This window comes from Cognatishimia activa (assembly GCF_017798205.1).
In the GTDB taxonomy this organism is placed as follows: domain Bacteria; phylum Pseudomonadota; class Alphaproteobacteria; order Rhodobacterales; family Rhodobacteraceae; genus Cognatishimia; species Cognatishimia activa_A.
The window spans coordinates 1,218,508-1,244,296 of the sequence record NZ_CP060010.1 but is presented as its reverse complement, the minus strand read 5'-3'; the positions used below and the strand labels follow the sequence as shown (position 1 = coordinate 1,244,296).

Below are 25,789 nucleotides of genomic sequence, written 5' to 3'. Positions count from 1 at the left end.
ATCTCCATATGATCTTTTGGGCGCGGGTTACTATATAGTGTCAATATGGACAAACATTCAGGTCAAAAGCGCGCAGTTTCTTTCCTTTACCCGCTGATCGAGCCTTTCGATCAGCGCATGATGGATATGGGCGATGGTCATCAGATCTATGTCGAGCAATCTGGCAACCCAAATGGCACACCTGTTGTGGTGTTTCACGGAGGCCCCGGCGGCGGATGCAGCCCGACGATGCGGCGCTATTTCGATCCCGAGGTCTATCGCGTGGTGCTGTTTGATCAGCGAGGCTGTGGGCGGTCAAAACCCCAAGCTTCGATCGAGAACAACACGACTTGGCATTTGATCGCGGATATCGAACGGATCCGTGCCGCGCTGGGTATTGAGAAATGGGTGGTGTTTGGCGGAAGCTGGGGGGCAACGCTTGCTTTGCTTTATGCCCAAGCGCATCCAGACCGGCCGACGGCGCTTGTTCTACGCGGTGTGTTCGCGATGACCCGCGCTGAACTAGATTGGTTCTATGGCGGAGGGGCCGCGCAGTTTTTCCCGGAAACCTGGACGAAATTTGCGAATATGATTCCAGAAGACGAGCGGGTCGACATGATTGCCGCCTATCACAAGCGATTGTTTAGCGGAAATCGTACCACCGAGGTTGCTTATGCACGTGCTTGGGCCGCTTGGGAAAATGCTTTGGCGTCGGTTTATTCGGATGGCAGCACAGCAACGCCTCCGGCAGAATATGCGCATGCTTTCTCGCGTCTTGAGAACCACTATTTCATAAACGCTGGTTTTCTCGAACAAGACGGACAGATCTTTGAAAACATGGATCGTATCGCACATATCCCCGGCTATATCGTTCAGGGGCGCTATGACATGATCTGCCCGCCACATACGGCGCAGAAAATCGCAGATCTTTGGCCCGGCGCGCATCTTAGCATTATCCGCGATGCAGGCCATGCGCTGTCGGAACCTGGCATCAGTGCGGAATTGGTCAGAACTATGGATTCCCTTGCCCGGACATAAGTCCAGATTTAGCAATGTATATGTCCAAAAATTAGGCGAATTTGTCTAAATTGTACAAGCGAAGCAAGCTGTTGCGGTTAAAAAGTGGTCAACACACAAGATCTTCTCTGATTTCATATTTACACGCTTTACAGCCAGACATCCTCAACTCACGATGGTTCTTAACAAAAAACAAGACCCAACCAGGTGAGGACCATTGGCCTCTATTTTACGAATTATCGCACAGCGTTTAGCCCTTGGTGTGCTTACGCTGTTTGTTGTGTCCATCGTCATCTTTGCAGCGGTCAATATGCTGCCCGGAGACTTTGCGCAGGCCATCTTGGGCCAGGGGGCGACGCCCGAAGCGGTCGCGGCAATCCGTCAGGATCTTGGGCTCGATAAGCCTCCGGTGACGCGCTATTTTGAATGGCTCGGCGGGGCGGTGCAGGGTGATCTTGGCAATAGCTTTGCCCAAGCGAACTTTGCGAGCTTTGCGGGGTCTGACACCGGAAGCGGACTTGGATCGGTGGCGGCTCAGGTGGCCCCACGTTTTGCCAATACGATGTTCCTGGCCGGCGTGACCGCAATGATCGCGGTGCCGTTTTCCATCATCTTGGGTCTTTTGGCAGCGCTTTATCGGAACTCACTGTTTGACCGAGGCGCCAATATCTTCACCCTCAGCTCGATTTCTTCGCCAGAGTTCTTTCTGGCCTATGTGCTGATCCTGTTCCTGGCGGTTTTGAACCCGATCCTGCCGTCGCTGTCTAACATTTACGCGGATATGGCGTTTTCGGATCGGTTGGAAAAAACGCTGCTGCCGGCGCTGACGCTGACCTTGGTGGTGACAGCGCATATGATGCGGATGACGCGGGCGGCGATTATTAACCTCTTGGCGTCGCCTTACATCGAGATGGCGCGTCTCAAGGGCATGTCTCCGGCGCGGGTGATCGTGAAACACGCGCTGCCGAATGCGCTGGCTCCGATCATTAACGTCATCGCGCTAAACCTCGCCTATCTGATCACCGGCGTTGTGGTCGTCGAGGTGGTCTTTGTCTATCCGGGCATCGGGCAGCTCTTTGTGGATAGTGTGAAGATCCGCGACATTCCGGTTGTGCAGGCATGCTGTCTGATCTTTGCGACGGCCTACATCCTTCTGAACCTGACGGCGGATATTCTGTCGATCATCTCCAACCCACGTCTGAGGCATCCGAAATGAATATCTGGATCCAAATTATTCTCTTTTTCGTGGGTCTTTGGGCCGCTGGCTGGGTGTTCCGCTTTGTTGGGCAGAAGGCGACGTCGAATGCTCCGTTCTTCCGCGATATGCCGACGGGAGTTGCTTTTGGCTATGTTCTGGGTGCGGTCTGCTTGGTTTGGGCCGTGTGGACATATTATCTGGCGCGTACGGCGGATCCGGCGATTGCCAATAAATACTTCTTCTTCCGAGTGGCAGTAGATGGCTTCATCCTCTTTGGTATCGCGGCTTGGCTTTTCCGTCTTCTGGGCCGCACGGTCGGTACCGCGGGGTCGCGGAAAGTGTTCCGCAGCATGCCTTTGACGGCCAGCTTTGGCGTCATGATGATCCTGATCTATGCCTTCGTGGCGATCTTTGCGGGTGCCATCGCGCCCTATGGTCAGGAAGAAATTCTAGGCGCTGCGAATGTGGTGCCAGGTGGCAATCCAGCGATGGGCGGCAATCCGGACTATCCTCTGGGCACGGACCAGATCGGTCGGGATATTCTAAGCCGCCTGATCTACGGTGCGCAGAACACGGTCGGCATCGCATTTGCGACCACATGTCTGGCGTTCTTCATTGGGGCGAGCCTTGGTTTCCTCGCAGCTGTTTTGCAGGGCTGGCTTGATCAGCTTCTGTCTCGCGGTGTCGATGTTCTGATGGCAATCCCGTCGCTGATCTTTGCGCTGTTGCTGATGACAATCGCGTCCGCTTGGGCGGGGTCGGAAAAAGGCCTGCTGACCTTCTATATGGTGATCATCATTGCGGTGATTGACTCAACCCGCGTGTTCCGTCTGGCCCGTGCGGTCGGTCTGAACATCGTGGTTATGGACTATATCGAAGCGGCCAAGCTGCGCGGTGAGGGTCTGGGCTATCTGATGTTCCGCGAGATCCTGCCGAACGCCGTCGCGCCATTGCTGGCGGAATTCGGTCTGCGCTTCTGCTTTGTGTTCCTCACGATTGCGTCTCTGTCTTTCCTGGGTGTGGGGATCCAACCTCCGCTCGCCGACTGGGGCACAATGGTGCGTGACCTTGCACAATTCATCAACTTTGCGGCCTTTGCCCCGCAGGTGGCGACAGCGCCGCTGCTGGCAGCCGGAGCGATTGCTTTGCTCACCGTGGCCGTTAACTTCGTTGTCGACTGGATGCTGCACGCATCCTCGGGCCTGAAAGAATAAGGAGATAGACATGGCTGAAAAAGATCTCCTTCTGAAGGTTTCTGATATCTACATTGATGGCCGCTCTGATGAGGTCTGGCATCCGATCATCAAAGGCGCGAGCTTTGAGCTGCGCAAAGGTGAGGTGATGGGTCTGATCGGGGAATCCGGTGCGGGCAAATCCACGCTGGGTCTGGCGGCAATGGGCTATACGCGGGACGGCTGTAAGATCACGGGCGGCAAAGTCGAATTTGACGGCGTCAATCTGGTCACGGCTTCGGCGGCGGTCAAGCGCGGCCTGCTTGGCAAGCGTATCGCCTATGTGGCGCAGTCCGCTGCGGCGAGCTTTAACCCGGCGCATCGCCTGATGGATCAACACACCGAAGCACCGGTTCAGCATGGCGTCATGTCAAAGTCTGAAAGCGAAGCGGATGGGATCGAGCTTTATCGCAAGCTGCGTCTGCCGAACCCGGACGAAATTGGCTTCCGCTATCCGCACCAGGTGTCTGGGGGTCAGCTGCAACGGGCGATGACCGCGATGGCGATGTCTTGTCGTCCCGAGCTGATCATCTTTGACGAACCGACTACGGCTCTGGATGTGACCACGCAGATCGAGGTTCTGGCGTCGATCCGCGAGATCGTTGAGGAATTCGACACCGCTGCGATCTATATCACGCACGACCTCGCGGTTGTGGCGCAGATGGCGGATAAAGTGAAAGTCATGCTGAAAGGCGATGAGGTCGAAGAGGCCGAGACGCGCAAGATGCTGTCTGATCCGCAAGAGGACTACACCAAGTCGCTTTGGGCGGTTCGCAGCTTCCAGCGTCCGCAACAGCCTGCGGTTCACACCGGGACGACTCCGGTGGTTTCCGTTAAGGGTGTGGATGCAGCCTATGGCACCGCCAAGGTTCTGCATGACGTCAGCTTTGATATCCACGAAGCGCGCACCGTCGCGGTTGTAGGGGAGTCGGGCTCTGGCAAGTCGACAACGGCGCGCTGTATCACAGGGCTTTTGCCACCGACCAAGGGTCATATCGAATTTGACGGGACAGCCCTGCCGCTGGACTATCGCAAACGTGATCGCGGCCAGTTGCGGCAGGCTCAGATGATCTATCAGATGGCCGATACGGCGCTGAACCCGCGCAAGACCATTGGCGAACTCATCGGTCGTCCGGTACAATTCTATATGGGCCTGACAGGCAACGAAAAACGCCGCCGAGTCGAACATTTGCTCGAGGAAATCGAGCTTGAGCCCAGCCAATATATGAATCGCCTGCCATCTGAGCTGTCTGGCGGTCAGAAACAACGCATCGGGATTGCCCGCGCTTTGGCCGCTGAGCCAAAGTTTATCATTTGTGATGAAGTCACCTCGGCCTTGGACCAATTGGTGGCGGAAGGCATCCTAAAACTTTTGGCACGTCTCCAAGATACCTTGGGGCTGTCCTATATGTTTATTACGCACGACCTCGCGACGGTCCGTTCGATCGCGGATGAGGTTGTGGTGATGAAGGATGGGCGTGTGGTAGAACAGGGTCTGAAAGAAGACATGTTCAAGCCTCCGCATCATCCCTATACAGATCTGTTGCTCAGCTCGGTGCCTGAAATGGACCCGGATTGGCTGACAAATCTGTTAAACGAGCGAGGGGTCGACAATATCGGCGATGCTGCCGTAAATAAAATGTAACCTCTTAATAATAATAACCAAAAACACGACATAGTCCTCAATTGGGAGAATGAGAATGACACAAATAAGCAGACGCGGCCTTCTAAAGACCGGTGCAGCAGCTGGTGTTCTGGCGGCTTCCGGCGTGCCTCTTAAGGCAGCCCCAAGTCGCGGTGGTACTCTGCGTCTTGGTCTGGCGGGTGCGAACACATCCGACAGCTGGGACAGCCGGACCCACTCTGACAGCTACATGATTACAACTGCGCACGGCGCGGTGTTTGACACCCTGACACAGGTTGCCGCAGACGGTCAGCTGATCGGCGAACTGGCAGAAAGCTGGGAAGCGACTCCAGATGCGAAAACCTGGACCTTCAAACTGCGTAAGGGCGTAACCTTCCACAACGGCAAAGCGTTTGGCGCGGATGACGTTATGGAATCCCTCAACATGCACGTGGCCGAAGGCGCGAAATCCGCGGCGAAGCCAATCGTTTCGGCGATCACCGAGATGAACAAGATCAGCGACCACGAGCTGTCTCTGACGCTTGCAGCCGGCAACGCGGACTTCCCGTTCCTGCTGTCTGACTACCACATCTGTATGTTCCCAGCGGGTCAGGTTGAAGAAGCGATCGCGAAAGGCATCGGTACCGGCCTTTATAAGGTCGAGAGCTTTGACCCAGGCGTACGCACCGTTCTGAGCCGTGTAGACGGCCACTATAAAGACGGCAAAGAAGGCTGGTTTGACTCTGTTGAAATCATCGCGATCAACGATGCCTCTGCACGTATGAACGCGCTGATGACCGGTCAGGTTGACGCCGTGAACCGCGTGGACTTCAAAACCGAAGCGCTGCTCAAAGCGAACCCGATGATCAACATCTTCGAGGTTACTGGTAACCAGCACTTCACCTTCCCAATGCTGACCGGCCTGTCGCCGTTCGACAACGTGAAGGTCCGTAAGGCTCTGAAGCACGCGATCAACCGTCAGGAAATGGTCGACAAGATCCTTCTGGGTCACGGTGCGGTTGCGAACGATATTCCGATCGGTCCAGCGAACCAGTACTACGCAGCGGATCTGCCACTGAACGACTATGATCCGGATCTGGCGAAATCCTTGCTGAAAGAAGCGGGTCTGGACGGTCTGTCCGTAGATCTGTCCGCCTCTGACGCGGCCTTCTCTGGTGCGGTTGACGCAGCGCAGCTGTATCAAGCCTCCGCGAAAGCAGCGGGCATCGACATCAACGTGGTTCAGGAACCTGCAGACGGTTACTGGTCCAACGTCTGGCTCAAGAAGCCATGGTGTGCCTGCTACTGGTCCGGTCGTGCGACCGAGGACTGGATGTTCTCCACCGCATATGAATCCGGTGTGCCTTGGAACGACACCGCATGGGAAAATGCACGTTTCCAAGAGCTGCTGCTGACCGCGCGTGCGGAACTCGACTCGGCCAAGCGTCGCGAGCAGTACTACGAGATGCAGGCGATCATGTCCGCAGAAGGTGGTACCGTGATCCCGATGTACGCAAACTACGTCGACGCGCACAGCACCAAGCTGACCAACTCTGGCACAATCGGCAACGTGTTCCAGATGGACAGCTCTCGTATCATCGAGCGCTGGTGGTTCGCGTAAGCTTTACGCCATATCAAACAGGGAACGCCTCGCATTTTGCGGGGCGTTTTCTTTTGGGGATTGCTCGGGCGGGCGTTTCCAGACAAAAGGCGGTCACATTCTGATTTGGGGATCTGAAAGCCATGACCAAACGCATCGTTCTGTCCAGCGACCACGCCGATATCGAGCTGCGCAAATCTATTGCCGCCCATGTGGCCGAGCGCGGATATGAGGCGATTGATATCGGGCCGATTACCTCGGAAAGCACCCACTACCCCAAACATGGCCGCGAAGCTGCAGAGATGATTGCCAAGGGAGACGCGGATCTGGGTATCCTGATCTGCGGCACGGGGCAGGGGATTATGATGTCCGCCAACAAGGTCGAGGGCATCCGCTGTGGCGTGTGTTCCGATGTGTTTTCCGCCAAGATGATCCGTGCCCACAACAATGCGCAGATGCTGTCGATGGGCGCGCGGGTGATTGGCGCGGGTCTCGCGATGGAAATAGTCGATGCGTTTCTGGACACCGAGTTTGAGGGCGGCCGCCACGCAACCCGTGTGGATATGATCGAGGCCTAAGTCTCGCCAAACGGCGGCGCGCCTGTGCATGGGCGCGCGGTTAACCCTATTTGGAAAACATAGCGTTCGCGCTAGCCTCCTCTCTGTAGCCAGAGGAGGACACGGCATGTCTGATACCCCAGCCATCGAAGAACGCGAAAACGGCCCGCTTGTGGTCAAAGGCCTTTCGTCCATGAAAAACACGGACGGCAGCGAGGTGGAAACCAAACCGATCATGGCGCTCTGTCGCTGTGGGTCGTCCAAGAGCAAACCGTTTTGCGACGGCTCTCATAAAGAGGCCGGGTTTGAAAGCCGGGGTGGAACGCCTGCAGGACGGGACCGGATCATTACTTACGAAGGGTCCGAGGTCTCGGTGACCTATAATCCTCTCTTGTGTTCCCACGCGGCGGAATGTGGACGCCTTGCGAGCCATATCTTCAATCCTGCGCAGAAACCTTGGATGCAACCGGACAAAGGAGCTGCCGAAGAAGTGCGCGCTGTGATTGAGGCCTGCCCGTCTGGTGCCCTAGCCTTGGCGGATGAAATGCCGCCCCACCTTTTCGCCGACCGCGCGCAGATCGAAGTCGAGAAGAACGGCCCTTACTGGGTCAAGGATGTGGTGTCTCCAGTTCCTCCGCAGGGCGAGGGCCAATCAGAGCGGAAATATGTGCTCTGTCGCTGTGGTCTGTCGGGGAATAAACCCTACTGCGATGGCTCGCATCGTGACGCCAAATGGCGGGATGACTAAAGCCCATAAGGCGGTTCCCAACTGAGGGCTTGCAGACTCAGGCTGAACCGCCTATATCCCCCTCAACAGCGGCGCGCTGGACACCCAGCGCCCACCGGAAACGACAACGGGCCGCGGGCCCGTTTTTTTGTGCCCGTCGCTCAAATTGGACATACGCATGAGCAATATGATTGCCAAATCTGCGATGGATCGCCGTCTCGCCGAGATCGTTGGCCCTGTCATTGAGGACATGGGGTTCGAGCTGGTGCGCCTGCGCTTTATGGGCGGCAAGACCCATACGTTGCAGATCATGGCTGAAAAGCCAGAGGGCGGCATCGAGGTCGATGACTGCGCGCAGATCAGCAATGCGATCAGCGCCGTTCTGGACGTCGAGGATCCGATTGAGGATGGCTACGCGCTTGAGGTTGGCAGCCCCGGCATCGACCGCCCTCTGACGCGCCTGAAAGATTTTGACACCTTTGAAGGCTATGAAGCCAAGGTGGAAACCAGTGAGCTGATCGATGGTCAGAGACGCTTCAAAGGCGTGCTTGCGGGTGTTGAGGGCGAAGAAGTGCTGATCAACATCGAACAGGGCACCGTGGGTCTGCAGTTTGACTGGCTGTCTGACGCCAAGCTCGTGCTGACCGACGATCTGATCAAAGAAATGCTGCGTCAACGTAAAGAGGCCGGTGTGCTGAACGAAGACGCTTTTGACGACATTGAAACCGAGACGGGTTCTGAGGAGACTGAATAATGGCAATTACCTCTGCAAACCAGCTGGAGCTGTTGCAAACCGCCGAGGCCGTGGCCCGCGAAAAGATGATCGACCCAGGTCTGGTTGTCGAAGCGATGGAAGAGAGCCTCGCGCGCGCAGCCAAGTCCCGCTACGGCGCGGAAATGGACATCCGCGTGTCCATCGACCGCAAGACCGGCCGCGCGACATTCACCCGCGTGCGTACTGTTGTCGAGGACGAAGAGCTTGAGAACTATCAGGCCGAGTTCACCGTAGAGCAGGCCAAGCAGTATCTCGACGATCCTCAGATCGGCGACACCTATGTCGAGGAAATTCCTCCGGTAGAGCTGGGCCGGATCGCGGCGCAATCCGCGAAACAGGTGATCCTGCAGAAGGTGCGCGAAGCCGAGCGTGATCGCCAGTATGAGGCCTTCAAAGACAAGGCTGGCACCATCATCAACGGTCAGGTCAAACGCGAAGAATACGGCAACGTTATCGTGGATCTCGCAGGCTACGGCGAAGCGATCCTGCGTCGGAACGAAAAGATCGGCCGCGAGAGCTATCGCCCGAACGACCGCATCCGCTGCTACGTCAAAGACGTGCGTCGTGAGACCCGTGGCCCACAGATCTTCCTGTCCCGCACCGCGCCTGAATTCATGGCCGAGCTGTTTAAAATGGAAGTGCCAGAGATCTACGACGGCATCATCGAGATCAAAGCCGTGTCCCGCGACCCGGGTTCGCGCGCGAAGATCGCTGTGATTTCTTATGACGGTTCCATCGACCCTGTGGGTGCCTGCGTTGGTATGCGTGGTTCCCGCGTGCAGGCCGTTGTGAACGAGCTGCAAGGCGAGAAAATCGACATCATCCCTTGGAACGAAGATCAGCCGACCTTCCTTGTGAACGCGCTGCAGCCTGCAGAGGTATCTAAGGTTGTTCTGGATGAGGAAGCCGGCAAGATCGAAGTGGTTGTTCCAGAAGAGCAGCTGTCCCTCGCCATCGGCCGCCGTGGTCAGAACGTGCGTCTGGCGTCTCAGCTGACGAACCTTGATATCGACATCATGACCGAGGCTGAAGAATCCGCGCGTCGCCAGAAGGAATTCGAAGCACGCACCGCGCTGTTCCAAGAAGCGCTGGATATCGACGAATTCTTCGCGCAACTGCTTGTGTCCGAAGGCTTCACCAACCTCGAAGAAGTTGGCTATGTCGAGATCGACGAACTGCTGGTCATCGATGGCGTCGACGAAGGCACCGCGAGCGAGCTGCAAACCCGTGCGCGCGAATACCTCGAAGCACAAGCTGCGGCGGCTCTGGAAGCGGCCCGTGCGCTGGGCGCAGAGGACAGCCTTATTGAATTCGAAGGCCTGACTGCCCAAATGGTAGAAGCGCTGGCAAAAGACGATGTGAAATCTCTGGAAGACTTCGCAACCTGCGCGGACTGGGAACTGGCCGGTGGCTGGACAACAGTCGACGGCGAGCGTTCCAAAGACGACGGTAGCCTAGAGCCGTTCGGCATCACTCTGGAAGAAGCACAAGACATGATCATGACCGCACGTGTCATGCTGGGTTGGGTGGATCCTGATGAGCTGCTGGCGCAAGCCGAAGAAGAGGCCGCCGAAGGCGACGCATCCGAGGAGGCCGAGGCCTGATCTCAGGCCTCGTGAGGCTGACAGATGGGACGCGGTGGGCGAACCAAAGACCGGAGCGGCGGTCCTGAGCGCAAGTGCATTGCAACGGGCGAGGTGAACCCTAAGCATGGGTTGATCCGCTTTGTTGTGGGGCCGGACGGTCAGATCGTGCCGGATATCCTGGGCAAATTGCCCGGTCGCGGGATCTATGTAACGGCTGACCGGGCTGCGCTTGAGAAAGCTGGCAAGAAAGGCGCGTTTTCGCGCGCCGCTAAGCAGCAAGTTGCCGTGCCAGACGGGCTCGCGGATGAGGTGGAAAGCCAAATTGCGCGTCGTGTGGTAGACTTGATCAGCCTTGCACGAAAATCCGGCGAAGCGGTCGCTGGGTATGAAAAAGTGAAAGACTGGTTGTCCAAAGAATATGCCGAAGTGCTGATTCAGGCGGTGGATGGCTCTGGTCGCGGCAAGTCCAAACTGAGCACGCCGCACTATGGCTCTTATATCGGTTGGCTCACGCAGGCCGAGCTTGGGGCAGCATTTGGGCGACAAACTGTGATTCATAGTGCGCTTGCGTCTGGTGGACTCACGCAACGTGTTGTAGAGGAAGCCCAACGACTTAAGGGCATACGACAAAATACGCTGGAAAATAAGGCGGCAGGGGCCGCCCGGAAGGATTAGAAAGCTACATGAGCGATAGTGACGGTAAAAAGACATTGGGTCTGCGCGGCGCGCGTCCTGGCAACGTAAAGCAAAGCTTTAGCCACGGGCGCACCAAGAACGTCGTGGTGGAAACCAAACGCAAGCGCGTTGTGGTGCCCAAGCCGGGTGCCGGTAAGCCTGCGGGCGGCGGAGCAGTCGGTGGTGATCCTTCCAAACGTCCGGCGGGCATCTCTGATGCGGAAATGGCACGTCGTCTGAAGGCGCTTCAGGCCGCGAAAGCCCGCGAAAGCGAAGAGGCGGAACGCCGCGCAGCCGAGGAAAAGGCGCGCGAAGAGGAACGCACACGTCGCCGCGCCGAAGCCGAAGCGAAAGAGCGCGAGCAACGCGAAGCCGAAGAGCGCGCCAAGGCCAAAGCCGAAGCCGAAGAGCAAAAACGCAAAGAAGCCGAAGTGGCTGCGCAACGCGCGGCGGCCGAAGCTGCGGCTGCGAAAGCGGCCCCTGCTGCGAAAGAAAGCGGTCCAAAGCGCGATCTCTCCAGCCGTCCGGCACCTGCCGCGACCCCACGCAAAGCGGATCGCGAACGCGAGAACCGCGGCCGCGGTGGTCGCAACGAAGGCCGTCGGTCTGGCAAGCTGACTCTGTCCCAAGCGACAGGTGGCGAGGGCGGACGTCAGAAATCCCTCGCCTCGATGAAGCGGAAACAGGAGCGCGCGCGTCAAAAGGCGATGGGCGGCTCTGTAGAGCGTGAAAAGGTCATTCGTGACGTTCAGCTGCCAGAAGCGATTGTCGTTTCCGAGCTGGCGAACCGAATGGCGGAACGTGTGGCGGATGTTGTCAAAGAGCTCATGAAGATGGGCATGATGGTGACACAGAACCAAACCATCGACGCCGATACCGCGGAGCTGATCATCGAGGAATTCGGCCACAAAGTGGTTCGTGTCTCTGACTCTGACGTCGAAGACGTGATTTCCGATGTGGATGATGCGGATGAAGACCTGCAGCCACGTCCTCCGGTCATCACCATTATGGGCCACGTTGACCACGGTAAAACGTCTCTGCTTGACGCGATCCGCGACGCCAAAGTTGTGGCGGGCGAGGCCGGCGGCATCACCCAGCACATCGGTGCTTATCAGGTGAAAACCGACAGCGGTACGGTTCTGTCGTTCCTGGATACTCCGGGCCACGCGGCCTTTACCTCGATGCGCTCCCGTGGTGCTCAGGTCACGGATATCGTTGTTCTGGTGGTTGCGGCGGACGACTCGGTCATGCCGCAGACGATTGAGGCGATCAACCACGCGAAAGCGGCCGAAGTGCCGATGATCGTGGCGATCAACAAGATCGACAAAGAAGCCGCTGATCCGATGAAAGTGCGTTCCGAGCTGTTGCAACACGAGGTTATCGTTGAGGCGATGTCTGGTGAGGTTCAGGACGTGGAAGTCTCTGCACACACTGGCCAAGGTCTGGACGAATTGCTCGAAGCGATTGCGCTGCAGTCCGAAATTTTGGAACTGAAAGCCAACCCGGATCGCGCCGCTCAAGGTGCCGTGATCGAAGCGCAGCTTGACGTGGGCCGTGGCCCTGTCGCGACCGTTCTGGTTCAGAAAGGTACCCTGCGCCAAGGCGATATCTTTGTTGTGGGTGAGCAATACGGTAAGGTCCGTGCGCTGATCAACGACAAGGGCGAGCGCGTCAAAGAGGCCGGTCCGTCTGTGCCTGTCGAGGTGCTTGGTCTGAACGGCACACCCGAAGCGGGCGACGTTCTGAACGTGACCGAGACCGAAGCGCAGGCCCGTGAGATCGCGGAATACCGTGCGCAGGCCGCGAAAGACAAACGCGCGGCAGCCGGTGCAGCGACGACGCTGGAACAGCTGATGCAGAAGGCGAAAGACGACGAGAACGTCTCTGAAATGCCAATTCTGGTGAAAGCTGATGTGCAGGGGTCTGCCGAAGCCATCGTTCAGGCGATGGAAAAGATCGGTAACGACGAGGTGCGTGTGCGTGTGCTGCATTCGGGCGTTGGTGCGATCACCGAGACCGATATCGGCTTGGCCGAGGCATCTGGTGCACCGGTCATGGGCTTTAACGTGCGTGCCAATACTTCGGCGCGTAATACCGCGAACCAAAAGGGCGTCGAGATCCGCTACTACTCGGTGATCTATGACCTTGTGGATGACGTAAAAGCGGCGGCTTCTGGTTTGCTTTCCGCGGAAATCAAAGAGACCTTTATCGGCTACGCTCAGATCAAAGACGTCTTCAAAGTGTCCAACGTGGGCAAGGTTGCAGGCTGTCTGGTCACTGAAGGCGTGGCGCGTCGGTCTGCTGGCGTGCGTCTGCTGCGCGACAACGTGGTTATTCACGAAGGTACTCTCAAGACCCTCAAGCGCTTCAAGGACGAAGTGGCAGAGGTTCAGTCCGGTCAGGAATGCGGCATGGCCTTTGAGAACTACGATGATATCCGCGCAGGCGACGTCATCGAGATCTTTGAGCGCGAAGAAGTGGCGCGGACGCTGGACTAAGGGTCTGACGGATAGAAATAGAAAGCGCCGCCCAATGGGCAGCGTTTTTGTTTCGATTTCTTTTAAAGAAATCGGAGTCGGAAACTTTTAAAGTTTCCGTTCACAACCAGTCCCTGATCATCGGAATAAGCGGGATATCCGCAGGCGGCATCGGATAGTCGCGGAAATCCTTGGGATAGACCCATTTCAAAACCTGCCCCTCCTGCGCAATCGGGGTGCCTTCCCATTTGCGGCAGGCAAAGAGTGGCATCAGTAAGTGGAATTTCTCATACGTATGCGACGCAAAGGTCAGCGGCGCGAGGCAGCTTTCCCAGGTGTTGATCCCAAGCTCTTCTTCAAGCTCGCGGATCAGAGCGACCTCAGGTGTCTCGCCGTCCTCAACCTTGCCGCCAGGAAACTCCCAGAGACCCGCCATCGATTTCCCCTCGGGCCGTTGCGCCAGCAACACCCGCCCGTCGCGGTCAATCAGACAGACGGCAGAGACCAGAACCGACTTCATGATCGATAGTCCGCGTTAATCGTGATGTATCCATGGGTCAGGTCGCAGGTCCAAACCTTGGCCGCTCCGTCGCCAAGGCCCAGATCCACGCGGATCGCCAGATCTTGGGCTTTCATATAGGTCGCGCCTGCTTCCTCAGAATAGCTTTCCGCCACCCAGCCTTTTTCCGCGACAAGAACGTCCCCGAAATGGATGGTCAGCAGGTCACGATCCGCCGCAGCCCCGGATTTCCCGATGGCCATAACAATACGGCCCCAATTGGGATCCTCGCCGGCGATGGCTGTTTTCACCAGCGGAGAGTTTGCGATGGCCAATGCATGGGTTTTCGCGTCCTGATCGCTGGCCGCGCCGGTCACCGAAATTTCTACAAATTTCGTTGCTCCCTCGCCGTCGCGTACCACCAAGTGCGCCAGGTCCAGCATGACCTCGTGCAAACCCGCGGCGAAGGGTCCTTCGGGTTCTGTGATCTCAACGCCAGATGCGCCGGTCGCGCCCAGCAACAGCGTGTCCGAGGTCGAGGTGTCACTATCCACAGTGATCGCGTTAAACGTCACATCCGTCAGCTCTGACAGGATCTGTTGCAGCAGCGCGCGCTCGACCTTGGCGTCGGTGAAAATATAGACCAGCATCGTCGCCATATCCGGCGCGATCATGCCGGATCCTTTGGCGATCCCTGCGATTTTCACGGGTTGGCCGTCGATCATCACCGTCGTTCCGGCACCCTTGGCATAGGTGTCGGTGGTCATGATGCCTTGGGCTGCGTCTTCGATGGCGTCGGGCGTTAGGCCAGCCACTAATTCGTCGATCTTTGTTGTAATGCGATCATGGGGTAGTCGCTCACCAATGACGCCGGTGGACGAGGTGAAAACACGGTCCTGCGGAAGGCCTGTGACACCCGCCACGGCCTCACAAATCGCTGCGACAGAGCCTTCGCCTGCGCGTCCCGTAAAGGCGTTCGAATTGCCGGAGTTGATGATAAACGCAGCACCCGCGTCGCTGACCAATCCGACTTTCGCCTGACAATCCAGAACATTGGCTGAGCGCGTTGCGGATTTGGTGAAGACCCCAGCGACTGACGATCCGGGCGCGAGCTCGATCAGGGTCACGTCTTTGCGACCCTGATATTTCACACCGGCTTCGACGGCGGCAAAACGCACGCCGTCGATCACAGGCAGTTCTGGAAATCCCTCAGGTGCGAGCGGGGAGACAGCGGTGATGTCAGCCAATTTACTCGTCCAGAAGTTCGAATTGCGCGATCAGGTTCGGGTCCAGTGCGTCTGCCGCGGATTGGTCTACCGTGCCGCTCTCCGCAAGCTCTGCTACATAGGCCGCCGCGGCTGCATTCTCTGCATCCACCTGAATTTCCGGCAGAACCATTTCGAAAGTCGGCGCCTCTTGGGTGCGCGTGTCGTTCAGGATGATCACATGCCAGCCGAATTGCGTCTGAACCGGATCTGAAACCTCTCCGACCTTCAGCTCTGCCACAGCCGCTTCAAACGGAGGCACCATCTGACCGGGGCCAAACCAGCCCAAAGCCCCGCCGCGTGGGCCGGAAGGGCCTGTGGATTTCTCTTTGGCGGTTTCGGCGAAATCTGCACCTGCGCGGATTTCGGTGGCGATGGCTTGGGCTTCTTCTTCGGTTTCTACCAGAATATGGCTTGCATCAAATTCCTGCGCGCCGGTGAAATCGCCGTATTTCGCGTCATACATCGCGCGCAGTGCAGCATCATCCACCCGTTCGGCGAGCGCCGCATCCACCGCGGCATCTGCCAGAATGGCCGTGCGTTGGACTTCTAGCGTTTTCGCAGTGCGTTTCGGAATATCATCCCCCACAGCTTGCGCCAGCAGGGTTTGCTGAATGATCTGGTCCAGAATGCCGCTGAACAGAACCTCAGGCGCCAATTGCTGATATTGCGCTGGCAATGTCTCGCGCACCGCGATCATGTGACCCAACGTGATCTCTGCGTTATTCACCGTGGCCACAACGGTGTCAGCCGTCGGTGTTTCCTGAGCAAAAGCAGGAAGCGCAAAGAAAAGACCTGCCGCAGCAATACGCAAAGCTCTGAGTGTTTTTGACATCGAAACGTCCTTGGTTCGGGCCGCGACGGGGGGCGGCGTTGACACTGTATATATAGGCGCTTACATCGCTTTGAGGCCGATGCACGAGTCCTTTGCCCTGTTTCTATGAGCAGGCATCAGAACGAGCAAGCACAAGCGGCTAAAGATTTTGTCAACGAAGGACACATTCGCATGCTGGGTTTTGGAAAACTGTCCAAAATGGTCTTCGGAACGCCGAACGACCGAAAAATCAAGGCGACCAAAACCATTGTCGAAAAGATCAACGCGCTGGAGCCAGAGTTTGAGGCTCTGAGCGATGAGGGGCTGATCGAAAAGACTGCTGAATATAAGTCACGCGTTGAAGGCGGCGAAAGCCTGGACGCGATCTTGCCCGAAGCCTTTGCGAACTGCCGCGAGGCCGCGAAACGCGCGCTTGGCCTGCGTGCCTTTGATACGCAGCTCATGGGCGGGATGTTCCTGCATCAGGGCAATATCTCGGAAATGAAAACCGGCGAGGGTAAAACGCTCGTGGCGACCTTCCCGGCCTATCTGAATGCTCTGACCGGCAAGGGCGTGCATATCGTTACCGTGAACGATTACCTCGCGAAACGTGACGCGGAATGGATGAGCAAGGTCTATGGCGCCTTGGGTCTGACCACCGGCGTTGTTTATCCTCAGCAGCCAGATGAAGAAAAGAAAGCCGCCTACGGCTGCGACGTCACCTACGCCACCAACAACGAGCTGGGTTTTGATTATCTGCGCGACAATATGAAGTCCGAGCTGAACCAGATCTTCCAGCGCGACCACTATTTCGCCATCGTGGACGAGGTCGACTCGATCCTGATCGACGAAGCCCGGACCCCGCTGATCATCTCGGGCCCGGCTGCGGACCGTACCGATATGTATTTGGCGATCGACAAGATCATTCCTGACATCGGCGACGAGCATTTCACGCTGGATGAAAAGACACGCGCCGTGTCCTTTACCGACGACGGCAACGACTGGCTTGAGGCCAAACTGCTTGAGGCGGGGATCCTGCCCGAGGGGCAGTCGCTCTATGATCCGGAAAGCACCACGATTGTGCACCACGTGAATCAGGGTCTGCGCGCGCATAAACTCTTTACCAAAGACAAAGACTATATCGTGCGTGGCGATGAAGTCGTTCTGATCGACGAATTCACCGGCCGTATGATGGCGGGCCGTCGTCTGTCCGAAGGTCTGCATCAGGCGATTGAGGCCAAAGAGGGCGTTTCGATCAAACCTGAGAACGTGACTTTGGCGCAGGTGACCTTCCAAAACTACTTCCGCCTTTACGACAAGCTGAGCGGTATGACCGGCACGGCGCTGACTGAGGCTGAGGAATTTGCCGAGATCTATGGCCTTGGCGTTGTCGAGGTTCCGACCAACCGTCCCGTGGCACGTAAGGACGAAGACGATGCGGTCTATCGTACGGCTAAGGAAAAATACGACGCGATTGTGAATACGATCAAAGAGTCCAAAGAAAAGGGTCAGCCGACCCTAGTGGGCACGACCTCGATTGAGAAATCCGAACACTTGTCGCAATTGCTGAGCGACGCGGGGATCGAGCACAATGTCCTAAACGCGCGTCAGCACGAACAAGAGGCGCAGATCGTGGCCGACGCCGGCAAGCTGGGCGCGGTGACCATCGCGACCAACATGGCGGGCCGTGGGACCGATATTAAGCTCGGCGGCAACGTCGAGTTCAAAATCATGGAAGCCATCGCCGCCGATCCCGAGGCCAATCCTGATGAGATACGAGCCCGGATCGAAGAGGCCCACCAAGCGGACGAAAACGCCGTTAAAGAGGCGGGTGGCCTGTTCGTTCTGGCCACCGAACGCCACGAAAGCCGCCGCATCGACAACCAGCTGCGTGGTCGTTCCGGCCGTCAGGGTGACCCGGGTCGCTCGGCTTTCTTCCTGTCTTTGGAAGACGACCTGATGCGGATTTTCGGCTCTGACCGTCTGGACAAGGTTCTGTCCACTCTGGGCATGCAAGAAGGCGAAGCCATCGTGCACCCTTGGGTGAACAAATCGCTAGAGCGCGCTCAGGCGAAGGTCGAAGGCCGCAACTTTGACATCCGTAAACAGCTGCTGAAGTTCGACGACGTGATGAACGACCAGCGGAAAGTGATCTTTGGCCAGCGCCGCGAGATCATGGAAGCCGAGGATTTGTCCGAAATCGTGCAGGACATGCGTCACGAGGTGATCGCTGATCTGATCGACATCCATATGCCGCCAAAATCCTATGCCGAACAATGGGACACCGAAGGCCTTAAGGCCTCGCTACAGGAAAACGTCGGCATCGATGCGCCGGTTGTGGAATGGGCCGCCGAAGAAGGCGTGGACGACGAAGACATTCAGGAACGTCTGGAAAAGGCGGCGGACGAGTTCATGGCGCAAAAGGCCGTGCAATTTGGTCCCGATGCCATGCGCAACATCGAGAAACAGCTGCTTTTGCAGACTATCGACAGCAAATGGCGCGAACATCTGCTGACGCTGGAGCACCTGCGGTCTGTGGTCGGCTTCCGCGGCTATGCCCAGCGTGATCCGCTGAATGAATATAAGACCGAGGCTTTCCAATTGTTTGAAGGCCTGCTTGAAGGTCTGCGCGAAGAGGTCACCAAAAACCTTGGTAAGATCCGCCCGCTGACCGAAGAAGAGCAGCGCGCGATGATTGCGCAGATCCAGGCGCAACAAGAAGCAATCAACCAGGCGCAGCCGGGTGGTGAGGCTCCGAAGAACAAGTATGTTCCGTTGGTCGAAGGCTTTGACGAAGACGACCGCTCCACATGGGGAAATCCGGGCCGAAATGATCCGTGCCCCTGTGGATCTGGCAAGAAATTCAAGCATTGCCACGGCAGCTATTCCTAAGCTGACCCTCTAAAGTTTCCAAAAATCACCTAAAGGGCGCCACTTTCGCGCCCTTTTTCCTGTTCAGAAACACACTTGGGTTTTTGTGAGCAGGAGTGGGCCCGATGAAGTTCAAGGTAAAGAAACTTAAGCGCCTAAATAAACTCAAGCGGTTGAAGAAATTCTCCGTCAAGAAAGACAGTGCAACCAAGGTGGCCTTGGTGGCCTTTACCGTCGCGACCGCGGGGGCCATTGGGTTCCTGATGCAGAGTGGCTCGCCTCTCGAGGCCTCTGCCGTTGCAGAGCCGCGGGACAAGCTGATTGCGAAATCCATCGACACGGGCCTCAATGCCAACGTGCTTTTGGGCCGCAACGACGCGGACAACGCGCTGCCGGCCATGCCAGAAGAGCGCTACGCCGAAGCCAGCCTGCCTGCCCAACCGATTATTCTGACCGTCGCCAGCGAAGTCCCTGTGGCCAGCATGCCCAAAGAAGAAAACGCTCCGCTTCTGGGCTGTGACATTGCCGTTTCGGCGACCCCAGCCGTTGCGGCCATGGTGAACCTGAGTGTATCCGCGAGCTGCCTGCCCGGCGATCGTGTGACTATCACCCACTCGGGTCTGACCTTTACCGAGGTTCTGGACGCTGATGGAGTGCTCGAGATCTCCGTCCCAGCGATGGCGATGGACGCGCAATTTGATGTGACATTCCCTAATGGCTACGCGGCCTCTACGACGGCTGACGTGGGCTCACTTCAGTTTTACGACCGCGTTGCTGTTCAATGGATGGGCGAAACGGGTTTGCAAATTCACGCGCTGGAATTTGGCGCGACCTATGGCGAAGAAGGCCATGTATGGTTTGGCAACGACCGCGATTTGACCGCTGTGATTGGCGGCCGCGGTGGGTTCCTTATGCGCCTTGGCGATGGCTTTAGCGAGCTGTCTCGGATGGCCGACGTCTATACTTTCCCAACCGTCAATGCGGCGGAAGCCGGTGACGTGCAACTGACCGTCGAAGCCGAGGTCAATGGTGCCAACTGTGGCCGCGCGATTTCTGCAACCACCTTGCAGGTCAAACCCGGCGGCGCGCCGATCAAAAAGACACTCAACGTAGAAATTCCCGGCTGTAGCGCAACTGGTGATTTCCTCGTGCTGCAAAATCTGCTTCAAGATCTGACATTCGCCCAAAAAGGCTAGTCAGTAAGGGTTCATTTATGCGGCATCTTCGTGCGGCGGTCCTCGCCGCACTTTGTCTATTTCACGGTGTGCTCACCGCGGCAGCGCAAGACATTACGCTGTCCGCACCGGATGGGGCCGTGGAAATTTCGGGCACCTTGCTTGGGTTTGACGGCGAATTTTACCGAATCGACACGATTTATGGCGTTCTGACCGTCGACGGGACAGGCGTGAACTGCGAGGGGCCCGCTTGCCCAAGCCTCACGAACTATGTGGCCGAGGTGGTGATTTCTGGCGCAAGCAGCATGGCGGATGTGCTTGTGCCTGCGCTGGTTGAGGCATTTGCGCTGAGGAATGGCTATTCGATCCTGCGCGATGCGTCTAACGACAACCTCGTGCTTTATGAGTTGAACCACCAGCAAAGCGGCGAAACCATCGCGCGATTTGTGATCAATGCCACAACCACCGACGAAGGCTTTGCCGATCTGATCGCCAATGAAGCCGATATCGCCATGGCCCTGCGCGAAATCCGCGATCCCGAGGCAGCGCGCGCCGAGGAATCAGGCCTTGGCGATCTGCGTCATGATAACCGTAGCCGGGTGCTATCCCTCAGTGCGCTGATCCCCGTGACAGAACTCGGCAACCCTGTGAAATCGCTCTCTGCCTTGCAGTTGGCACGGGTCTTTGCAGGCAAGATCGAGAATTGGAAAGAACTGGGCGGTGCGGATGCGCCGATCTCCCTGCATTTGCCAGCTCCGGGGTCCGGCCTTCTACAGGCCATCGAAGACGAGTTGATGAAACCCGCAAACCTAAAATTTTCATCAAAAGTCCTCTATTATCCGCATCTGTCAGATTTGGTGCGGTCGGTACAGTTTGACCCCTTTGCGCTGGGTATCTCGGCTTTTGAACGAACGGGCGGCACCTTGCCGATGAAACTGACCGGTGGCTGTGGGCATGAAATTTCCGCCACGCGGCGCGGCATCAAGACCGAGGATTATCCGCTGTCCACGCCGATGTATTTCTACATTCCGGCGCTGCGCCAACCCAAGGTCGTGCGGGATTTCCTGCGGTACGTGCAAAGTGATGCGGCGCAGTTTGTGATCCGCCGTGCGGGCTATGTGGATCAGGCGAGCGAAGAAATCTCGATGGCGGCACAGGGCGAGCGGCTGGTCAATGCGATTGGTCAGGCAGGCCGTGCGGTTTCGGTTGAAGATTTGCAGCAGATGGTTGTCGATTTGTCGCCGCAACGACGTCTCACAACAACCTTCCGATTTACGGCAGGCGTGTCCGAGTTGGACGCGCATTCTTTGTCAAACGTCGAACTCCTCGCGCAACGACTGGAACGCGGAGACTTTGACGGTCAGGAACTAACCTTTGTCGGCTTCTCGGATGGCTCCGGCGGCGCAAACGCGAACCTGCAGGTGTCCCTGCGCCGCGCCAATCGTGTGCTAGAGGCCGTTAAGGCTGCCTCTGAAACCGCGGACCTCAGCCAGGTCACCCTCAAAAGCACCGGCTACGGTGAGGCCTTTCCCGTCGCCTGTGACGACACCGCCTGGGGGCGCCGAGTGAACCGCCGCGTTGAGGTCTGGGTGCGCTAGTCAAACAGCAGACCTGCGGTCCGAAAGCTCAGCTCGCGTGATTTGCCGATCACCAGATGGTCGTGCAGCTTGATCCCCATGACCTTGCAGGACTCGCGGATCTGTTCCGTGATCTCGATATCCGACTGACTGGGCGTCGGATCGCCCGAGGGATGGTTGTGGATCAGGATCAACGCGGTTGCATTCAATTCCAAAGCCCGTTTCACCACCTCACGCGGATAGACCGGCACGTGATTGACCGTCCCGCGCGCCTGTTCTTCATCCGCAATCAACGTGTTCTTCGTGTCCAGAAACAAAATGCGGAATTGTTCAATATCACGATGCGCCATGGTGGTCTGACAATAATCCAACAAGGCATCCCAACTGCTGAGAATACGCCGTTGCATGACCTTAGAGCGCGCCAGACGATGCGCCGCAGCCTCAACCAGCTTAAGCTCGCAAATCACCGCAGCCCCAACGCCCTTCACCTCGCCCAAACGTGCGGCAGGCGCAGATAAAACCCCATTATATGACCCAAAGACCTCAAGCAGCTGCCGCGCCAAGGGCTTTACGTCCTGACGTGGAATGGCGCGAAACAGCAAGAGCTCTAGCAATTCGTAATCCGGCAAGGCCTCCCCGCCTGCCGCCATAAACCGCTCTCTCAACCGCTTTCGGTGATCGCGAATGTAGGATGGCATCTGACCATTTGGCAAAGGCGCAGGCCTAGCCTCGTCGCCCTGAAACAAGGGCATAGACACATCTGAAAAACCACGATTGGACATCACGGACTAACTCTGCCCGAGCTTGGTTAATCAAAGCTGAACGGCTTTTCTCTTGACGAAAAATATCCTGGGGGAATTGGCGCAGCCAAGGGGGCAAAGCCCCAAAAGAAAACGGGGCCAAGAGGCCCCGCTTTGCTAACCTTTCATCGAGTCCCAGAACCCTTTGACCGACTTAAAGAAGCTGTCGTTCTCGGGGTTGTTTTCCTTGGACTCCTGCTCGAACTCCCGCAAGAGCTCTTTCTGGCGGCTGGTCAGATTGACCGGCGTTTCCACAGCGATCTCGATGAACATGTCGCCTTGGCCTGCACCACGAAGCGCTGGCATGCCTTTGGACCGCAGACGCATCTGACGCCCAGACTGGCTGCCCGCAGGGATTTTTACTCGGCTACGGCCACCGTCAATCGTTGGCACTTCGATGTCGCCACCCAAGGCAGCGCTCGCCATCGAGACAGGCACACGGCAGAAGAGGTTCACACCATCGCGTTCAAAGATCTCGTGTTTGGCCACATCAATAAAGATATAGAGGTCGCCATTCGGCCCACCGCGCATGCCCGCTTCGCCTTCACCGGCCAGACGGATCCGCGTGCCGGTTTCAACACCTGATGGGATGTTGACGGACAGCGAGCGGTCTTTCTCAACGCGTCCCGCGCCACCACAGACCTTACAAGGGTTCTGGATTATCTTGCCCAGACCGGAACAGGTTGGACAGGTGCGTTCCACCGTAAAGAAACCCTGCTGCGCACGGACCTTGCCCATGCCCGAACAGGTCGGACATGTTGTTGGCTCTGCACCGCCCTCAGCACCCGTGCCACTACAGGATCCACAGCTCACAGATGCAGGCACCTGAATGCTTTTCTGAAGCCCGGAATAGGCCTCTTCCAAGGTCACACGCAGGTTATAGCGCAGGTCAGAGCCGCGTGCGGCGCGTTGGCGTCCGCCGCCACGGCCTCCGCCGCCCATAAAGTCGCCGAAAAGGTCGTCGAAAACGTCCGAAAATGCGCTCGCGAAATCGCCCTGGCCCGGGTGTCCGCCACGTCCGCCACCGCCCATGCCGCCTTCAAACGCCGCGTGACCATAGCGGTCATAGGCAGCCTTCTTTTCGGCGTCTTTCAGGATCTCGTAAGCTTCGTTGGCTTCCTTGAACTTGACCTCAGCGGCCTCAGCGTTGTCGGCGTTGCGATCCGGATGATATTCTTTGGCCTTCTTGCGATAGGCTTTCTTGATTTCATCCGCAGAGGCCCCTTTGCCGACACCAAGCACGTCATAAAAGTCGCGTTTTGCCATAGGTTGCTCCTCATCGCCGGAATGATAAGGGCCGATCCGAGAAGGACCGGCCCATCAATCAGGGTCCGACGTCGCGCTTAGCGCTTGTCGCCGTCCAGATCTTCGAAGTCCGCGTCCACGATGTCATCATCGCCCGCGCCCATATCCGCATCCGCTGGCGCTGCTTCGCCCTCCGCTGCCTCTTGCGAGGCTTTGTAGATGGCTTCGCCCAGTTTCATCGCAGCTTCAGTCACGTTCTGAACGCCAGACTTGATCTTCTCTGCCGACGCTTTCTCGTCCTCGAGATCGTCCTTCAGAGCCGCGATTGCCAGTTCGATGGCTTCGATGGTGGTTGGGTCAACCTTGTCGGCATGCTCTTCCATGGACTTTTCAGTCGAGTGGATGAGGCTTTCGGCTTGGTTGCGCGCTTCGATCAGCTCTTTGCGCTCTTTATCCGCCTCGGCGTTGTCCTCGGCGTCTTTGACCATCGCTTCGATGTCCTCATCAGACAGACCGCCAGAGGCCTGGATGGTGATGGACTGCTCTTTGCCGGTGCCTTTGTCTTTCGCACCAACAGACACGATGCCGTTCGCGTCGATGTCAAAGGTCACTTCAATCTGTGGCATGCCGCGTGGCGCCGGAGGGATGTCCTCGAGGTTGAACTGACCCAGGATCTTGTTGTCCGCAGCCATCTCACGCTCACCCTGGAACACACGCAGGGTCACGGCGTTCTGGTTGTCTTCGGCGGTCGAGAAGACCTGAGACTTTTTGGTCGGGATCGTGGTGTTGCGGTCGATCAGACGGGTGAAGACACCGCCCAGGGTTTCGATACCCAGGGACAGAGGTGTGACGTCCAGAAGCACAACGTCTTTGACGTCGCCCTGCAGAACACCCGCTTGGATCGCCGCGCCCATGGCCACAACTTCGTCAGGGTTCACACCTTTATGCGGCTCTTTGCCAAAGAACTTGGTCACCTCTTCGATGACTTTTGGCATACGGGTCATACCGCCAACCAGAACCACTTCGTCGATGTCGGAGGCTGACAGACCTGCGTCTTTCAGCGCTGCGCCACATGGCTTCAGAGAGTTCTTGATCAGGTCAGAGACCAGAGACTCGAGCTTCGCACGGGTCAGTTTCATGACCATGTGCAGTGGCGCGCCGTCTTTGCCCATCGAGATAAACGGTTGGTTGATCTCGGTTTGGGTGGTGGAAGAGAGCTCTTTCTTCGCTTTCTCGGCGGCTTCTTTCAGACGCTGCAGGGCCATCTTGTCCTTGGACAGATCAACGCCATGCTCTTTTTTGAACTCATCCGCGAGGTAGTTCACGATGCGCATGTCGAAGTCTTCACCACCGAGGAAGGTGTCACCGTTGGTGGATTTCACTTCGAACAGACCGTCGTCGATTTCCAGAATGGTCACGTCGAAGGTACCGCCGCCAAGGTCATAGACCGCGATGGTTTGGGTTTCTTCTTTGTCCAGACCATAGGCCAGTGCGGCCGCGGTTGGTTCGTTGATGATCCGCAGAACCTCAAGACCTGCGATTTTACCCGCGTCTTTGGTCGCCTGGCGTTGTGCGTCGTTGAAGTAGGCTGGAACGGTGATGACCGCTTGGGTCACGTCTTCGCCGAGGTAAGCTTCGGCGGTTTCCTTCATCTTTCCCAGAGTGAAGGCAGAGATCTGAGATGGGGAATATTTCTCGCCCTGAGCTTCCACCCATGCGTCGCCATTGCCGCCGTTGACGATGGCAAAGGGCACCATCTTTTTGTCTTTTTCAACAGCTGGATCGTCAAAGCGACGACCGATCAGACGTTTCACACCGAAGACGGTGTTGTCCGGGTTTGTGACTGCCTGGCGTTTCGCCGGCTGGCCGACCAGACGTTCTTCGTCGGTGAATGCTACGATAGATGGCGTGGTGCGATCGCCTTCGGCGTTTTCGATCACGCGTGGCTGAGAGCCGTCCATGATTGCCACACAGGAGTTTGTGGTCCCGAGGTCAATCCCAATTACTTTACCCATGTCATATCCCTTCTAACTTAAGGCGATGTTCCGGAGCGAAGACCCGTTTTGGCATCTCGCCCCGATCCTGCTGCGTTTGAC

20 protein-coding genes are annotated in these 25,789 nt (G+C 57.3%); 14 read left to right on the top strand and 6 right to left on the bottom strand.

Translation table 11 applies throughout. The annotated features are described in order from the left end of the window. The first annotated feature begins 45 nt into the window (after positions 1–45). The 11 genes from pip (at position 46) to infB (ending at position 13,468) form a co-directional block, all read left to right on the top strand. Complete coding sequence (gene pip / locus HZ995_RS05995) at positions 46–1,017, top strand: prolyl aminopeptidase (RefSeq protein WP_209357752.1); 972 nt, start codon at positions 46–48, stop codon at positions 1,015–1,017. A 196-nt stretch (positions 1,018–1,213) separates the two neighbouring features. Beyond that, positions 1,214–2,212 carry an ABC transporter permease gene (locus HZ995_RS05990; RefSeq protein ID WP_209357751.1) on the top strand — a complete coding sequence of 333 codons (999 nt, stop codon included), beginning with the start codon at positions 1,214–1,216 and terminating at the stop codon, positions 2,210–2,212. Beyond that, positions 2,209–3,408 carry an ABC transporter permease gene (locus tag HZ995_RS05985; protein ID WP_209357750.1) on the top strand — a complete coding sequence of 400 codons (1,200 nt, stop codon included), beginning with the start codon at positions 2,209–2,211 and terminating at the stop codon, positions 3,406–3,408. Before HZ995_RS05990 ends, HZ995_RS05985 begins: the two co-directional genes overlap by 4 nt. A 10-nt stretch (positions 3,409–3,418) precedes the next feature. Further along, positions 3,419–5,071: an ABC transporter ATP-binding protein gene (locus HZ995_RS05980; protein ID WP_209357749.1), complete on the top strand. Its 1,653-nt coding sequence runs from the start codon at positions 3,419–3,421 to the stop codon at positions 5,069–5,071. 55 nt (positions 5,072–5,126) lie between these two features. Continuing rightward, positions 5,127–6,671 carry an ABC transporter substrate-binding protein gene (locus tag HZ995_RS05975; protein WP_209357748.1) on the top strand — a complete coding sequence of 515 codons (1,545 nt, stop codon included), beginning with the start codon at positions 5,127–5,129 and terminating at the stop codon, positions 6,669–6,671. A 122-nt stretch (positions 6,672–6,793) separates the two neighbouring features. Beyond that, positions 6,794–7,228, top strand: a complete 435-nt coding sequence (rpiB, locus tag HZ995_RS05970; RefSeq protein ID WP_209357747.1) for a ribose 5-phosphate isomerase B — start codon at positions 6,794–6,796, stop codon at positions 7,226–7,228. A 106-nt stretch (positions 7,229–7,334) separates the two neighbouring features. Further along, positions 7,335–7,955 carry a CDGSH iron-sulfur domain-containing protein gene (locus HZ995_RS05965; RefSeq protein ID WP_209357746.1) on the top strand — a complete coding sequence of 207 codons (621 nt, stop codon included), beginning with the start codon at positions 7,335–7,337 and terminating at the stop codon, positions 7,953–7,955. A gap of 157 nt (positions 7,956–8,112) precedes the next feature. Then, positions 8,113–8,688: a ribosome maturation factor RimP gene (gene rimP / locus HZ995_RS05960; protein WP_209357745.1), complete on the top strand. Its 576-nt coding sequence runs from the start codon at positions 8,113–8,115 to the stop codon at positions 8,686–8,688. Continuing rightward, positions 8,688–10,313 carry a transcription termination factor NusA gene (gene nusA / locus HZ995_RS05955; protein ID WP_209357744.1) on the top strand — a complete coding sequence of 542 codons (1,626 nt, stop codon included), beginning with the start codon at positions 8,688–8,690 and terminating at the stop codon, positions 10,311–10,313. Before rimP ends, nusA begins: the two co-directional genes overlap by 1 nt. 24 nt (positions 10,314–10,337) lie before the next feature. Then, the gene (locus HZ995_RS05950; RefSeq protein ID WP_209357743.1) at positions 10,338–10,970 is read left to right on the top strand and encodes an RNA-binding protein; all 633 of its coding nucleotides are present in this window, start codon (positions 10,338–10,340) and stop codon (positions 10,968–10,970) included. An 8-nt stretch (positions 10,971–10,978) separates the two neighbouring features. Next, on the top strand, positions 10,979–13,468 hold the full coding sequence (gene infB, locus HZ995_RS05945; RefSeq protein WP_209357742.1) for a translation initiation factor IF-2: 2,490 nt from the start codon (positions 10,979–10,981) through the stop codon (positions 13,466–13,468). A 100-nt stretch (positions 13,469–13,568) separates the two neighbouring features. Here the strand turns inward: infB and HZ995_RS05940 are convergent, their stop codons facing one another. The 3 genes from HZ995_RS05940 to HZ995_RS05930 are packed head-to-tail and all read right to left on the bottom strand — an operon-like array spanning position 13,569 to position 16,046. Next, positions 13,569–13,967, bottom strand: coding sequence for a (deoxy)nucleoside triphosphate pyrophosphohydrolase (locus tag HZ995_RS05940; protein ID WP_209357741.1), 399 nt, complete (start codon positions 13,965–13,967; stop codon positions 13,569–13,571). After that, complete coding sequence (gene argJ, locus HZ995_RS05935; protein ID WP_209357740.1) at positions 13,964–15,193, bottom strand: bifunctional glutamate N-acetyltransferase/amino-acid acetyltransferase ArgJ; 1,230 nt, start codon at positions 15,191–15,193, stop codon at positions 13,964–13,966. Before argJ ends, HZ995_RS05940 begins: the two co-directional genes overlap by 4 nt. Before the next feature lies 1 nt (position 15,194). After that, entirely contained in the window at positions 15,195–16,046 is an 852-nt protein-coding gene (locus HZ995_RS05930) for a peptidylprolyl isomerase (protein ID WP_209357739.1), read from the bottom strand. A 171-nt stretch (positions 16,047–16,217) separates the two neighbouring features. Between HZ995_RS05930 and secA the strand changes: the two genes are divergently transcribed. The 3 genes from secA to HZ995_RS05915 all read left to right on the top strand — a co-directional run bounded on the left by secA (position 16,218) and on the right by HZ995_RS05915 (position 21,669). After that, the gene (secA, locus tag HZ995_RS05925) at positions 16,218–18,917 is read left to right on the top strand and encodes a preprotein translocase subunit SecA (RefSeq protein WP_209357738.1); all 2,700 of its coding nucleotides are present in this window, start codon (positions 16,218–16,220) and stop codon (positions 18,915–18,917) included. A gap of 104 nt (positions 18,918–19,021) precedes the next feature. Further along, the gene (locus HZ995_RS05920; protein ID WP_209357737.1) at positions 19,022–20,092 is read left to right on the top strand and encodes a translocase; all 1,071 of its coding nucleotides are present in this window, start codon (positions 19,022–19,024) and stop codon (positions 20,090–20,092) included. A 17-nt stretch (positions 20,093–20,109) separates the two neighbouring features. Next, positions 20,110–21,669 (top strand): phosphate ABC transporter substrate-binding/OmpA family protein, encoded by a 1,560-nt coding sequence (locus HZ995_RS05915; RefSeq protein WP_209357736.1) that lies wholly within the window; start codon positions 20,110–20,112, stop codon positions 21,667–21,669. Here HZ995_RS05915 and radC read toward each other — a convergent pair. The 3 genes from radC to dnaK all read right to left on the bottom strand — a co-directional run bounded on the left by radC (position 21,666) and on the right by dnaK (position 25,708). Further along, the gene (radC, locus tag HZ995_RS05910; RefSeq protein WP_209357735.1) at positions 21,666–22,430 is read right to left on the bottom strand and encodes a RadC family protein; all 765 of its coding nucleotides are present in this window, start codon (positions 22,428–22,430) and stop codon (positions 21,666–21,668) included. The genes HZ995_RS05915 and radC overlap by 4 nt on opposite strands. A gap of 135 nt (positions 22,431–22,565) precedes the next feature. Further along, positions 22,566–23,714 carry a molecular chaperone DnaJ gene (dnaJ, locus tag HZ995_RS05905; protein ID WP_209357734.1) on the bottom strand — a complete coding sequence of 383 codons (1,149 nt, stop codon included), beginning with the start codon at positions 23,712–23,714 and terminating at the stop codon, positions 22,566–22,568. Between the two features lie 77 nt (positions 23,715–23,791). Further along, positions 23,792–25,708, bottom strand: a complete 1,917-nt coding sequence (gene dnaK / locus HZ995_RS05900; protein WP_209357733.1) for a molecular chaperone DnaK — start codon at positions 25,706–25,708, stop codon at positions 23,792–23,794. Positions 25,709–25,789 lie beyond the last annotated feature (81 nt).